We start from the raw sequence: 14,010 nt of genomic DNA, 5'->3' as shown, positions 1-14,010 counted from the left end.
CTGCAAAGGGCGGAATCGTCGAAAATCACCCGAAGAATAAAAGTCTAATCGCAGGAAATTCCTCAGAATAATAGTGCTACGCGAGGAAATGCAGCGAGAATATGTTTCTAATTGCCGGAAATACAGGCTCAACCTATAGTGATCCCATAAGCACCGCATCCACCCCACAGAAAGGTGAGACCTATATGTCCAAAACAGTGCCACTAGCTTCCCACGGCGAGCACATCCTGATCACCGCCCCCCCGGTATCCAGATGGCGCCGCACATGGCAAGGATTAAAGCGAGATCACATGCTCTATCTCATCGCGTCCCCCATGCTGTTGTTTTTCTTGATTTTCAAATATGTTCCGATGTGGGGCATCTTAATTGCCTTTAAGAACTACACGCCATACGTCGGCTTCTGGGCAAGTCCCTGGGTAGGCTTTGAACATTTCGAACGTTTTTTTGGCAACGACAGCTTCTTTCAGCTGCTGCGCAATACGCTTGCCATTAATTTACTGAATCTTATTTTCTTTTTCCCCATGCCCATTCTGCTCTCGCTCATGCTGAATGAAGTCCGGAAAGATTGGGTCAAACGCATCATTCAATCCATTATTTATTTGCCGCATTTTCTGTCCTGGGTCATCATCGTCGGCATTACGTATCTCATGCTCTCCACTTCAAGCGGTTTTATCAATAAACTGATCGCAGCGATGGGATACGAGAAAATCGACTTTCTCACAAGTCAGAGTATGTTCTGGGGGCTGCTAACGCTGCAGTCCATCTGGAAGGAGGTTGGCTGGGGGACGGTCATCTTCCTCGCGGCGATCGCTTCCGTTGATACACAGCTATTTGAAGCGGCCCGCATGGACGGCGCTGGACGGCTTCGCCAAATCTGGCATGTCACGCTGCCGGCCATTCGGAACGTCATCATCATTTTGCTCATCTTACGGATCGGACATATGATGGATGTCGGCTTTGAACAAGTCTATCTCATGATGAACGGTGCGGTCTCCGATGTTGCCGATGTTTTCGATACGTACGTGTACCGCAGCGGCATCCAGCAGGCTCAGTTCAGCTACAGCACGGCAGTCGGTCTTTTCAAATCAATTGTAGGCGTTATCCTTGTTGTCCTTACCAACCGTCTTGCCAAAAAATTTGGTGAAGACGGCATTTACTAGAAAGGAGATCTTGCCATGAACCAACGCACCTTGTCCGATAAATGGTTCGAGGGGACGATTCTTAGCGTCTTGATCCTCATCGCCATGATCATGCTTTTCCCCTTCTATTATGTCACTGCGGTTTCGTTCACCTCGCCCATTGAATACCTGCAGAAATCGATTATTCTGCTGCCGGAGAAATGGACACTGACCTCATACCGCTACTTGCTCTCCAACAATGTGTTCACGAGAGCAACGGGTATCAGTTTATTTCTGGCTACTGTTGGCACAGCACTCAGCTTGATCGTAACTTCTGCCGGCGCCTATGCGCTTTCCCGAAAGCGCCTTCAAGGCAGACGGATTCTCCTCATTGCAATTCTAATGACGACCCTGTTTAATCCTGGCATTATTCCGCCTTATCTGGTCGTCCGGGATCTACACATGATCAACACGATTTGGGCATTGATCCTTCCCGTACTCACCAGCGGATGGTATGTCATCCTGATGAAGGGCTTCTTTGACAGCATCCCCGATGAATTGGAAGAAGCGGCCAAAATCGACGGTGCCTCCGATCTCGGCGTCTGGTTCCGGATTATTCTTCCCCTATCGCTTCCTTCGCTTGCGGCTTTTGGATTGTTTTATGCCGTGGCGTATTGGAACACATTCTTCTCGGCCGTGCTCTACATCACGAAACCGGAGCTTCGTCCTTTACAGATTGTCTTGCAGATGCTGTTAATTGATTCCTCTTCCTCATCCTCCGGGGAAATCGCAAACCAAATGTCCGGGGAGATCCCAATTCCGACCGATACTTTGAAAATGGCTGCGGTCGTGATCGCTACCGTCCCTATTCTGATCGTGTACCCTCTGCTCCAAAAACATTTTGCCAAGGGAGTGATGGTCGGCTCCATTAAAGGTTGATAAAGGGTGATGCTGCGTGAAGAAATCAGGTAAACTAACTATGGGAGGGTATTTCCAATGAAAACAAACATCAGACTTCTATCCAAATGTACACTTATAACTGCTACAGCCATTCTTACGCTAACCGCCTGCAGTTCAGGCCAAGAAGAGGCTAACTCTCAGCCGGCAGCTACTTCTTCAGGCCCATTGAAAATCTCTATGTTCACCAATCAGCAGGGTGCCCAAGCTGTCGATCCCAACAACCCGATTCTTCAGGAAATCCAAAAGAAAACCAATACGTCTCTGAACATAACTTGGGTGCCGGTCAATACGTATTCCGAGAAAACCAAGGTCATGCTCGCCTCCGGCGATCTGTCCGACCTCAGTCTGGTTATGAACATTTTCGATTCCCAAGTCGTCCAAATGGCCACCTCCGGCGCCTTCTGGGATATCACACCCTACATTAAAGATTACAAAACATTAAGCTCCCTCCCTAATACGGTTTGGGATAACGCCAAGATTAAAGGAAAAAACTACGGGATTCCACGCCCCCGACCGCTCGAAGGCTCTTGGGGCGTACATGTGCGAAAGGATTGGCTGGATAAGCTAGGCCTCAAAGTGCCGGAGAACATGGATGAGATGTATACCGTGCTGAAAGCTTTCAAGGAGAACGATCCTGACGGTAACGGCAAAGCGGATACCGTTGGGTTAACCGGTCAAGTGGACGCTGAAGGCATGGGTTTATACACCTGGATTGAAGACGTCTTTAACAACAACAACGGCTATTGGAAGCTGGTCAACGGTCAGATGACTCCTGTTTATCTAGAGCCCTCGGAACGGAAAGCGTTGGAATGGCTGAAAAAAGCTTATGATGAGAAAGTGCTCACACCTGATTTTGCCGTGATCAAAAACTCGCAAGCTCGCGAGCAGTATATGGGCGGCAAGGCCGGTGCGCTTGGTTCAGCGCTGAACCCGCAGTGGTTATATACCGATGCGATGCGTAAAATAGATCCCAAAGCAGATTCCTATCCGCTGACGTATTTGACAACGCCCGAGGGCAACAAATTCGCCGGCCAGGATCCGGGGAATTTCGGGATGTATGTGATTCCGAAGACGGTTCCCGAAGCGAAAATGAAGCAACTTCTGGCCTTCATGGATCGCGCCTACCAGGATGATGTCGCCGATTTGGCTTTGTACGGCTTACCGGACAAACATTACACCGTCAAAGATGGCTTCAAGGTGGCCACGGAGCAAGCGAAAACCGACAATGTGCCGGACACAACGAATAATTTGCAGCAAATGATCCAGAAATACGATAAATACCAGCGCGCCTATTATAACGGGATCCCGAAAGAGTTTTATGATCGCAGCAAGAAAATTATCGATGATCGCAGTGCGTTCAGTAAGCCAAATGTCGCCAATGGCTTAATCTCACAAACGAACCTGACCAATGGTCCGGATCTCAACAAGAAAATTCAAGATATGAAAATCAAAGTCATTATGGGCAAGGAATCTTTGGAAACTTGGGATGCATTCGTCACTAAGACGAAAGCGGATCCGACCGTTCAGAAAATTATTCAAGAAATGACCGAGGCTTATAATAACAGATAAGCTAAAGGCAGGACCCCACCGGGCGTCCTGCCTTCTTTGTCCTATGCAAGTGCAGCAAGTCTACGCCTTCTTCTATTGTTTCTCCAGCTGTTGTCGAAGAGGCCTCCTGCCATTGCAGACCCTACCTATTTCAAGCCGCAGTTGCCTGCAAAGCTCTCACGGAGACGGGCCATGCACATAAGGCTTATGACTTTTGCTGAAAGGTCGGGTTGCGGAATTAAAATTTAAAGATTAAGCTTTGAACGTTCTGGAAAGGAGTAATACGATTTACCAACATGAATTTTTATAACGTAATTTATAACCATACGGCTGTATTAACCATTCGTTCAATGCGTACCAAGCTTATGTTAAGATGTTCTTAAATTAATAGACTACCCAACATAGGATGGTGATCATATGACAATTAACGATTTAAGCAAATTGATTGAACGGCGCGAAGAAGGGCGAGCCAAACAAGATCAAGCAATCTTAAGCGAGGTTCGCGCACAATTATTAGAACTATTGTCAAAATACCCTGATAATGCAGAGATCAACTACCAAAACGGAATCGCTCATGACAATTCTGGCATGGGACGTCAAGCTATTCCATTCTATGTGCGAGCACTTGAATTAGGCCTGTCTGCTGCTGATCTAGAAAGATGCCTAATGGGGCTGGGGAGTACATATCGCTACTTGGGAGAATACGAAAAAGCTGTGGAAACTCTACGTAGAGGCGTGAAGGAATTTCCAAAGAACAGGGCAATTCAAGTATTTCTTGCCTTGGCGCTGTACAATAGCCAAAACTATAAGGAAAGCGTTGAACTTTTGGTGACCAATCTAATGGAAACTACTACAGACGAAAAGCTACATTATTTTAAACGCGGGATATTGGCTTACAATGAAGACCTTGATGAAACAGCTGAATGAACATATTTTCCGTTAGTTAAGAAACGGCAGCTAACATGCCCGCTGCCGTTTCTTATAACGAGCGCCTCAGTACGATGGGGTTACGCATGAGGTCAAAAGCCTCAAAAAAGCCCATCTAGAAGGGTGCAGTGGAGATGTGCACATGTGGAACATTATGGGTGATGGGCACTTCACCTTTGTTTGCGCACGCTTCTTCTAATTCCCCCAGCGGAAAGCTCCTCGTTCTCTCCTTCGCCTAATCTAACTTCACTATGAAATCCTGCGAATTCATGAGCTTGAGTGAGGAAACCGAATAATTTCGAGGGATCGTAATGTTTGTTCGAATCCTTTCTTGGGTTATTTTTTGCCTTTTACCATCGGGCTAACGGATCTTTAAGCAACATTGCTGCAAATAGATTGAGAAGCTTGCTGTATTCATTTGCATATGCTTGTTATCACCGTCCAACTTGCTGAGCATAATGCCTCCCTCCAACAAGGAGATTGCAAATGAAGCAAGCGCATTCGAATCCAGATCTTCCTTAAACTCCCCTGTTTCAATCCCATCACGAATAATACCTTTAATAATATCCAAGTATGCATTCAGCCCTTGCCTTGCTCGATCACGAAGCTCTGTATGAGTATCGTCACATTCTACAGCCGTATTTTGCATGGGACATCCGCCAATAAATGGTGGATTGTTGACAACATCTTCATAAACACGAAAAAAAGCAATCAACCGACCTGACGCGGACTGCTCTTGATCAACCGCCTCAGAAAATTTTCTGGTGACCAAACTGGCAGCGTAATTGTAGGCTTCAAGCGCAATCTCGTCTTTACTGGAAAAATGTCGATAAATACCTCCCTTTTTAATTCCGGTATCGGCAATAATATCGTTTAGCGATGTACCGGCAAATCCTTTCTGGTTAAAAATTTCAGCCGATTTCATAATGATGTGTTCTCGTGTCCGATCTCCTTTTTTCATGGTCTCCTCCGAAAAAAATTTATTCTAATATAATTTTATGACCGAAACCTTGTCAATCACTTAAATCCTGGTATAATAAAGATACCGATCGGTATCTTTAATTGTACAACAAGCCGGTTCTGAAGGAAATAGTCGAGTCATCCACTCTGTGCTTAAATTTGAGCACGCAAGATAAACCATGGAAGAACTGATTTCTTTTTGATTTCATGGCAGACATACGCCTGTTTGAAATAAATAAATAGAACTTATAGGAGGACTTGCAGATGAATGTAAAAGTAGGAATTAACGGTTTTGGACGGATCGGACGACTCGCTTTTCGCCGAATTCAAGATGTGGAAGGCGTGGAGGTTGTGGCGATTAACGACCTTACCAACGCTAAGATGTTAGCTCATCTGCTCAAATATGATACAACGCAAGGTACTTTTCATGGTGAAATTGAAGTGCATGACGGAGCCTTCACTGTTAACAATAAAGAAGTTAAGGTACTTGCTAACCGTAACCCTGAAGAAATCCCTTGGGGCGAGCTTGGCGTAGACATTGTGCTCGAATGCACAGGTTTCTTTACCACCAAAGAAAAGGCGGAGCTGCATCTAAAGGGCGGCGCCAAGAAAGTCGTCATTTCCGCCCCGGCAACAGGCGACATGAAAACAATCGTATACAACGTAAATCATGAGATTCTGGACGGAGCGGAAACTGTTATTTCCGGCGCTTCCTGCACAACGAACTGTCTAGCTCCCATGGCTAAAGCTCTGCACGACAAGTTTGGCATTCAATCCGGGTTAATGACGACCATTCATGCCTATACAGGCAACCAGAGCACCCTTGACGCTCCAAATCCAAAAAACGATTTCCGCGCAGCACGGGCCGCTGCAGAGAACATTGTTCCCTATTCGACTGGTGCTGCTAAAGCCATTGGACTGGTTCTTCCAGAACTGAAGGGCAAACTGGATGGGGCCTCTCAACGTGTACCTGTATCAACAGGTTCCGTGACTGAACTCGTTACCGTTTTGAACACAATGGTAACAGCCGAAGAAGTTAACGCCGCCATGAAAGAAGCCTCTGATCCAGAAACCTACGGATACACAGAAGACGAGATCGTATCTTCCGATATAAAGGGTATGACATTCGGATCCCTTTTTGATGCTACCCAAACAAAAGTTCTAACGGTTGGAAACCAACAACTGGTCAAGACGGTAGCTTGGTACGATAACGAAATGTCATACACAGCCCAATTGGTTCGCACGCTGGAGCACTTCGCTAAACTAGCTAGGTAAATAACTTCCCAAAATCAAAAGATGCAAAGAAGGCAACTTCGCCACGCTTTTTTTGTTGCCGCAAATGCTACTACTGAAGCATTTTGGTTTGAGTGCAAGTCAAGCCGGATTTATTATTTTTCCGTACGCTATTTTATCCATACTGCTATCAAGATGGTGTGTAACACTATAAGAAAATACAGTAGATTCATAGGTTGCCATACGGTCCATCCTAATTCCCGAACAGAAAGGAAAGAACACAATGAAAATTCTCGTCACGGGAGGCACTGGTCTGCTCGGCGGCCGCCTGATCACGAAGCTCGTGGAGGACGGTCACGAGATTTTCGCTCTCACACGCTCCACATCATCTCAAGTCAAACTCAAGTCCATGGGTGCGACGCCAGTCGATGCGGATCTCGAAAGCAACACGCCACTCATATTGCCGGTGATTGATGCGGTTGTGCACGCGGCCGCCCTGTTCCGCTTCTCAGGGCCTCGCGAACCCTTCTTCCGTACCAACGTCGATGGCACCGTAACCTTGTTGAAGGCGGCTGAGTCCGCCGGTGCGAAGACATTTGTCTACATTAGCGCGGCGGGGATCCTCATGGATAATGGCGGTACGCCGATCCGCGACGCCAATGAAAGCGCGCCAACTTACCCGAACCACTTCTCCGCCTACCTGGCGAGCAAGGCAAGGGCCGAGCCATTGGTTCTGGCAGCCAACAAACCCGGCTTTCGCACCATCGCGCTCCGCCCACCTGTTATCTGGGGACCTGGTGATCCGTTTAGTCGAGCGCTTCCCGAAGCAGTCAGATCTGGACAGTTCGCCTTCATCGACCGCGGAGACTACGCTTTTGCAACCTGCCACGTGGATAATGTGGTCGAAGCCATACAATGCGCTCTTGAACGCGGAGAAGGCGGTCATGCCTTCTTCATCAAAGACCAGGAAGGGCAGACTTTCCGTGAATTCGTCTCCTCGCTCGCGAACTTGCAGGGCCTGTCCATCGATAAGCTGCGTTCTATGCCCTACTGGATTGCCTCTGCCATTGGCCGGCTGCTCGACACTATCTGGGCCTTGACGCGGAAAGACGGCGATCCGCCGATCTCACGCTCGATGATACGCATGATCGGGCGTGAGTTCACAGTCAACGATACCGCTGCACGTCGAGAGTTGGGCTATGTCGGAAGAACTTTGCGCGACGCCGGCTTGCAATGCTATGAGGAACCCTTTGCTCGACGATAGTGCTTTGGAGGGCGAACGACGGCAATCGCGGGTCCAGCAGCTCTTTCATTGTGAGTTGTTCATAATTTTTGTCCTCCCCCAACTGGTTAAGGATGTATTCTTCAATCACTTTCTTATATCGCCCGACCGTTTCCACGAAGTACCCTCTGCACCAGAATTATCGATTCCCATTCATAGTGTTGCGGGATACTAACCAACATGTGAATTGGTAGCGGTTAGCAGGGGTTTTCTTTTACAAGAAAAAAAGCCCACGATTTCTCGTGGGCTTTGCCGGTTTATATCAGAATTATTCAAATTAGTAATATCGATCCATCATTAAAGCATTGTCCATCGAGCAATGCGCGATGCTTTTTAATTTGATTCGTCCATCCCAAACAAGCGTGAATAGGGCTAGCGGCACGATTATTGCGGAAGGATGCTCTGGTCATCAGTATGAGCTTCACGGTATCTTCCGGTATTACTAACCGATCGGCGATTTCTTTGATTGTTGAATCCTCTACACAGATTTCTTAATGCTGCCGTTTCCTACTAAGAAGGGGACGTATGCCATGTGGGATATTCTCGGTAACAAATTGCTTTAAAATTTGATATCCGAGCTCTCTCGGCAGAGTCACATCCTCGATCACGAGTGATCTCAGATACTCGTGAAAGGAAGCTGGATGCAGCGACTTGAGCAAGTAACCTTGTGCACCTCTTTTCAGAGCTTCAAAAAAATGCCCAACGTCAGCGCTTTCCGCTTGCAATACGACTATCATTTGGGGATTCATCTTTTTCATTTCTTGAATGGTCTTTATACCTTTCATATCGTGTAATTCAACCGCAACAAGCGCAACCTCCGGCTTTAATGAACCGGCTAGTGATATCGCATCCCTTCCGCAGCCAGTTTCCGCTACGACCTCAAATAGCGGATCCAGCTCCAGCAGATACTTGATCCGCTCCCTATGCTCTTTCGATGGTTCTACAAGCAACACTCTGTTGATATGACTCACCGCTCCACACCCCTTTATGGAACCTTAAAACCTATGCCTGTAGCTATTATCGCATTTTATGTGTTTAGTCGAATGGCCCGAAGTAGTTATTTTCCTCGAAAAGTATGACCATTCAGTGTCAATGATAGAGCGATTGGAAATATATTTTCTCATGTCAGTCCTCCCTATATAAAACAAATATCCTTTACCTATAACGTTGTCATTAGTGAATAAGAGGTAGATTATATGCAAAGTTCAATGTTTCACTGCTACCTTCATTGGGTATGAACTCCTCCCATATGTCGATGAGGTCGTTACTTAATCGCAGCTATTTTTGGAGTAACCGTCTATAATCACATCCGGCTTTTTTAAGTAGACATCAGCTTTTTAGCAATTTGATCGCAGGTTCCTCCCCCTTCACGCATAGCGAATCCTTTACTGGGCAAAATATCCAAACCAACGAATGTTTGGAGCCAAGGATGTATGAACTTTTTAAATAAATTACTGCAGCAAAAACATCATGCACAGAACCGAGAGGAAAATGTTTTCCATTCGCTATCCTCGGATTTATCCGTTAACGTTAATGCTTTTAAAGAAGCCTTCTCGTATCCCGAGAACAATTCATTAAAAGTGCGGGAAATTTACATCCCTGTTCTGAATAGCGAAGCAGTGATCTTTTTTATCGAAGGGACAGCCCATACCCATACCATTGAAAAGCACATCATTGAGCCTTTACTCGATCCCTCGCTCGTCCTGCCTTCTTTGGATGATCTGTCCAAAAGTCTTCTGAGAGGAGCGCTGACGACAGCAACGGGATATCCCTTGCATGACTTTCGCGATTGCTTGAATTCTTTATTTAACGGAAACACCTTAATCTTGTTTGAGGGGTCATCTGAAGCTTTAAGCATGGATACCCCTGGGTTTGAAACACGCTCGATTTCTCCCCCTCAAAACGAAAATGTCCTTATCGGACCAAAGGAAGCGTTTGTTGAATCCGCCTATACGAACCGTTCTTTGCTTAGGAAACATATCAAGAATGAGAATCTGATCTTCGAAACGGTTGTCATCGATGAACGTTCAAAAAATCCGCTCTCACTTGTCTATTTGAAGGATGTCGCGAACCCCGATCTGGTTCTTAAAGTCAAAGATCGGATTACCCAGGTTGGAGGTAATTCTGTTCAAACGTTATCCATCTTGGCGCAGCATATTGAGGAAAGACCTTATTCAATCGTCCCCTCTACGATCATAACTGAGCGCCCTGATCGCGCATGCTCGTTTATTTTGGATGGACACATTGCAATCTTAATGGAAAACGCTCCTTACGCGTTAGTTGTACCGGTTACCTTCTGGGCGTTGTTCCAAACGGCTGAAGATATGTATACTCGATGGGCTTATGGCAATTTTATTCGCTTGGTACGCCTTTTGGCCATTATGGTCGCCCTGTTGCTTCCCTCTTTCTATGTAGCCGTAAGTACCTTTCATGAAGAAATGATCCATACGGATTTATTATTGGCCATTGCCGCTACGCGGGAGAGGGTACCCTTTCCCGCGTTATTGGAGGTGCTCATCATGGAAATCGCGTTCGAATTAGTTCGCGAGGCTGGCATACGGATCCCTACTGTCATGGGGCCTACAATTGGTATCGTCGGAGCATTAATTCTTGGCCAAGCAGCTGTGGACGCCAACATTATCAGCCCGATCTTGGTCATTGTAGTTGCACTAACAGGCTTGTCCTCTTTCGCAATTCCCGAAATTAACTTTAATTTCGGCGTGCGCGTGTTGCGCTTTGTAGTGCTCTTAATTTCAGCCCTTCTTGGCTTCTATGGGATGGCGCTATTTCTAATCTCTCTGCTTGCTTATCTCGTATCTTTGAAATCATTCGACGTTCCTTTCCTATCGCCGCTCGCTCCTTATACGCGCTCATCGAATGATTTAATTACACGACCGCCCGTATGGAAAATGTGGCTTCGTCCAGCAACGGCCAAATCCAACAATCGGGTAAGAGGAAATAAACCAAAGGGGAATTCGCGTCAATGAAGCTCTCGGACGGAAAGTTGGGTAAAAGAGAGTTCCTCTCTGTTGTCTTGTTCGCAATTGGGATCAAATTTTCTGATACAACGCCAGATCTATTTTTTAGCTATGGAAAAAATGCAGCGTGGATGATCCCGATCATCTCGTGCCTTATCGTGAGCATGCCATTATTGGTTCTGCTTCGACTATTAAGCAAACATCCTGGTCAAGGATTAATTGAGCTTCTCCATACCTTGATGGGGAAATATGTAGGTGCCGCGGTCGGGCTTATATTATTTCTCATCATGTTTGCGGCAACCATTTTGAATACACGCAACTACGTAGATATTGTGAACAGCATGTACTACCCGAGAACTCCGCTCTTTTATCTGCTGCTAACACTGATTGCCGTCTGCTATTTTGTTGCAAATCGCGGCTTCGAGACTTTAGGGAGATCCGCTTGGCTCATCTTCCCCTATATTCAAATCATTGTGATTTTCCTGATTTTATTTGTTATTCAAGAAATGAATTGGGCACAACTATTTCCCATTGCCGGTCCTGGTTTAAAGCAAGTATTCATCAAGGGTACGACTCATAACTCCATCTTCGGAGAAGCCATCTTGATGACTTGCTTTGCCTGCTTTGCTAAATCTTATGAGGACTTTCGATTTTCCGCCTTAGTGGGTTTTAGTTTCTCCGGTGTACAGATCGCCTTTTTTACCGCTCTGTTCGTGCTTGTATTCGATTACCCTGCCGTGAGTCATATGGTCTACCCTTTTCATCAATTAGCAAGAACAGCCGCCGTTGGGCAAATGATTACAAACGTAGAAGCTCTCTTTTTTGGATTTTGGATCATCAGCACGGTACTCCACTTTTCCATCCTGTTGTACCTATGTGCTGTGATGTTCGCCAGATCAGTCCAGCTCGATGAATTTGAGCCGCTTTTGCTGCCCTTAAGTGGTCTTGCGTTTTTAACCGGCTTATTGCCCGATAACATCGTCGTCTCCACATCGTTTAGGGAAATACTGCTTCAAGGATCCTCTTTACTCTTACTCACGCTCCCCTTTGTGCTCTGGGCCTTGGACAGATGGAAAGGAAAACTTCACAACAATGAAATTTAAGGCAGCCCTCATCCTCATTCCTATGGCTCTGCTGCTTAGCGGCTGTTGGGATAAGCTGGAGCTGGAGGAACAAGCGTATGTCGTCGTACTTGGTCTGGATACCGCCAAAGACAATAATGTGAATGTCACCTTTCAAATCGCGAATCCGCAAGTTGGCTCCACGGACAAAGGGAATGCCCCCAATGAACCGCCGAGTGATACGATCACCTTTTCAGCATCAGATATCCTAGCCGCGAAAGAACTAGCCAATAGCGTAGTCACTCGCAAACTAAGCTTTGCCCACCTGCGGACACTTGTGATCTCGGAAGAGATGGCTAAATCCAACCTATTAGCAAACGTTCTGGGCTATTCCATGCGCGATCCTGAATTGCGACGAGAGATCAATATCGTGGTATCCCGGGAGAAATCCTCTCAGTTCATTCACAAAAACAAGCCCAAACTGGAGACGCGTCCTCACAAGTACTATGCGTTCATGCAACAAAGATGGCGAGATACCGCCCACGTACCTTATGCAACCCTTAATCGGTACATGCAGAGAGTGCATGGTGAGTTGTTTCTCGCCATTTATGGCACGACGGAGCGTCTTGCTGCCCAGTCCTCTAAGGATGAAGATAGTTATAAAGCAGGTGAAATTCCACAAAAAGCCGGTGATCCGGTTCAAATTATGGGTTCTGCCGTTATAAGAAACGGGCTCATGATCGGCACATTGACTGGGGAAGAGACGCGGCACGCCCTTCTGCTTAGGAAGAAGGCACTCGCCCACAATTTTGTGTCATCGTTTCCGGATCCACAAAACCGTAACTACCGGATAACGCTCCGTTTAATAAAAGAAAAGAATAGCAAAATTAAGATAAATGTTAAAAAAGATCCTCCCGAGGTTGATGTAGAGATTCCCATTACCTTGCAAATATTGTCCATTCCCAGCTTAGTCAACTACGTTTCAGACCTTAACAATCAGAAATTGCTGAAACAAGCCGTTAAGGAAGAGTTAGAAAATACTTCGAAGCGTATCGTTGCCAAATGCCAGAAGAACTATCAAGGAGAGCCCTTTATTTGGTACCTCGAAGCAAGGAAACAATTCTGGACGATGGATGAATTTGAGCAATACGATTGGGAAAAGAAATTTACGGAAGCCAGCGTTAATATTAAGTATGATCTCAAAATTGAAAGCTTCGGTAAACAAATGGCCCCTCAACGGATCGAGCAGGAGGATTAACGCATGATTTCATTCATAACGGTTGCGATTTGTCTCTATTTAACTTACTACACATTCATTTACGCCAAATTAACATGGCAAAATGGAAATAAGACTGCAGGAGCTTTTATTCTACTCCTCGCAGCCTGTTTTCCTCCTTTGACGGTATGGGAGGTGTTGAAATAGCCAATGAATTAAATCACTCTTTTCTCCAATTCAAATACACATACAAAATCAAGCTGGTTATCGCGCATAATGCGGTACACAATAAAGCCATAGCCAGCTTGAAGTCCGCGAAGCAGCTTGCGGAGGAATCTTCACCTACTTTGTTATCCGAGCTTTCAGCCTTTACTAGCGCATTAAGCGTACCAATAATTATTCTAACCCTGTATCCGAAATACGGCATTTTTTATGATTTCTTCAGCAAGCTCATCCGGCTTCTTACCATCGGTGTCTAGCAGGAATGGCTCATTAACCGGTGAAGCCATCAACTTATTCCGAAGGAAGAGCGAGCGGTGGATATATTGCGCATCTCCTCGCTGATGAAGTCGAGCGGTAAGAGTGTCTGGTTTCGCGTACAGCACAACATAGTGAAGCGTTACATCGAGATCCGATAATTGGTCAAAGAACCATTTAAGTATCTTGATTTCGTTAATGCTTACTTGTCCATATAACAAATATTCATTTTCGACATATTGGGTTTAAA

The 14,010-nt window shown here is 46.0% G+C and carries 12 protein-coding genes and 1 pseudogene; 10 read left to right on the top strand and 3 right to left on the bottom strand.

Going from position 1 to position 14,010, the window contains the following annotated elements:
- The first annotated feature begins 185 nt into the window (after positions 1-185).
- The 4 genes from PCH02S_RS10415 to PCH02S_RS10400 all read left to right on the top strand — a co-directional run bounded on the left by PCH02S_RS10415 (position 186) and on the right by PCH02S_RS10400 (position 4,553).
- On the top strand, positions 186-1,160 hold the full coding sequence (locus tag PCH02S_RS10415) for an ABC transporter permease (protein WP_127452651.1): 975 nt from the start codon (positions 186-188) through the stop codon (positions 1,158-1,160).
- 15 nt (positions 1,161-1,175) lie between these two features.
- On the top strand, positions 1,176-2,057 hold the full coding sequence (locus PCH02S_RS10410; RefSeq protein ID WP_127452649.1) for a carbohydrate ABC transporter permease: 882 nt from the start codon (positions 1,176-1,178) through the stop codon (positions 2,055-2,057).
- A 57-nt stretch (positions 2,058-2,114) separates the two neighbouring features.
- Positions 2,115-3,647 carry a type 2 periplasmic-binding domain-containing protein gene (locus tag PCH02S_RS10405; protein WP_127452647.1) on the top strand — a complete coding sequence of 511 codons (1,533 nt, stop codon included), beginning with the start codon at positions 2,115-2,117 and terminating at the stop codon, positions 3,645-3,647.
- Between the two features lie 396 nt (positions 3,648-4,043).
- Positions 4,044-4,553 carry a tetratricopeptide repeat protein gene (locus tag PCH02S_RS10400; RefSeq protein ID WP_127452645.1) on the top strand — a complete coding sequence of 170 codons (510 nt, stop codon included), beginning with the start codon at positions 4,044-4,046 and terminating at the stop codon, positions 4,551-4,553.
- A gap of 361 nt (positions 4,554-4,914) precedes the next feature.
- Here PCH02S_RS10400 and PCH02S_RS10395 read toward each other — a convergent pair whose 3' ends face one another.
- The gene (locus PCH02S_RS10395; RefSeq protein ID WP_127452643.1) at positions 4,915-5,514 is read right to left on the bottom strand and encodes a TetR/AcrR family transcriptional regulator; all 600 of its coding nucleotides are present in this window, start codon (positions 5,512-5,514) and stop codon (positions 4,915-4,917) included.
- 263 nt (positions 5,515-5,777) lie between these two features.
- Here PCH02S_RS10395 and gap point away from each other — a divergent pair, with 263 nt between their 5' ends.
- A complete protein-coding gene (gap, locus tag PCH02S_RS10390) occupies positions 5,778-6,788 on the top strand; it encodes a type I glyceraldehyde-3-phosphate dehydrogenase (RefSeq protein WP_127452641.1) in 1,011 nt (336 codons plus the stop codon).
- 241 nt (positions 6,789-7,029) lie between these two features.
- On the top strand, positions 7,030-8,010 hold the full coding sequence (locus PCH02S_RS10385) for an NAD-dependent epimerase/dehydratase family protein (protein WP_127452639.1): 981 nt from the start codon (positions 7,030-7,032) through the stop codon (positions 8,008-8,010).
- A 28-nt stretch (positions 8,011-8,038) separates the two neighbouring features.
- On the opposite strand, the pseudogene PCH02S_RS36385 reads toward PCH02S_RS10385, so the two are convergent.
- Positions 8,039-8,167 (bottom strand): annotated as a pseudogene (locus tag PCH02S_RS36385) (IS200/IS605 family transposase); the annotation flags it as partial.
- A 352-nt stretch (positions 8,168-8,519) separates the two neighbouring features.
- Positions 8,520-8,999: a response regulator gene (locus PCH02S_RS10375; protein ID WP_164819510.1), complete on the bottom strand. Its 480-nt coding sequence runs from the start codon at positions 8,997-8,999 to the stop codon at positions 8,520-8,522.
- Positions 9,000-9,461: 462 nt separating this feature from the next.
- Between PCH02S_RS10375 and PCH02S_RS10370 the strand changes: the two genes are divergently transcribed.
- The 4 genes from PCH02S_RS10370 to PCH02S_RS35700 all read left to right on the top strand — a co-directional run bounded on the left by PCH02S_RS10370 (position 9,462) and on the right by PCH02S_RS35700 (position 13,762).
- A complete protein-coding gene (locus PCH02S_RS10370) occupies positions 9,462-11,015 on the top strand; it encodes a spore germination protein (protein WP_127452635.1) in 1,554 nt (517 codons plus the stop codon).
- Entirely contained in the window at positions 11,012-12,109 is a 1,098-nt protein-coding gene (locus PCH02S_RS10365) for a GerAB/ArcD/ProY family transporter (protein WP_127452633.1), read from the top strand. Before PCH02S_RS10370 ends, PCH02S_RS10365 begins: the two co-directional genes overlap by 4 nt.
- Positions 12,099-13,325 carry a Ger(x)C family spore germination protein gene (locus tag PCH02S_RS10360; RefSeq protein WP_127452631.1) on the top strand — a complete coding sequence of 409 codons (1,227 nt, stop codon included), beginning with the start codon at positions 12,099-12,101 and terminating at the stop codon, positions 13,323-13,325. Before PCH02S_RS10365 ends, PCH02S_RS10360 begins: the two co-directional genes overlap by 11 nt.
- Before the next feature lie 146 nt (positions 13,326-13,471).
- Complete coding sequence (locus PCH02S_RS35700; protein WP_164819509.1) at positions 13,472-13,762, top strand: hypothetical protein; 291 nt, start codon at positions 13,472-13,474, stop codon at positions 13,760-13,762.
- Positions 13,763-14,010 lie beyond the last annotated feature (248 nt).

The sequence above is a fragment of the Paenibacillus chondroitinus NBRC 15376 genome (genome assembly GCF_004000765.1).
GTDB classification, from domain to species: Bacteria; Bacillota; Bacilli; order Paenibacillales; family NBRC-103111; genus Paenibacillus_E; species Paenibacillus_E chondroitinus.
The sequence above is the reverse complement of the archived record's forward strand: the minus strand, read 5'-3'. Positions and strand labels throughout refer to the sequence as shown.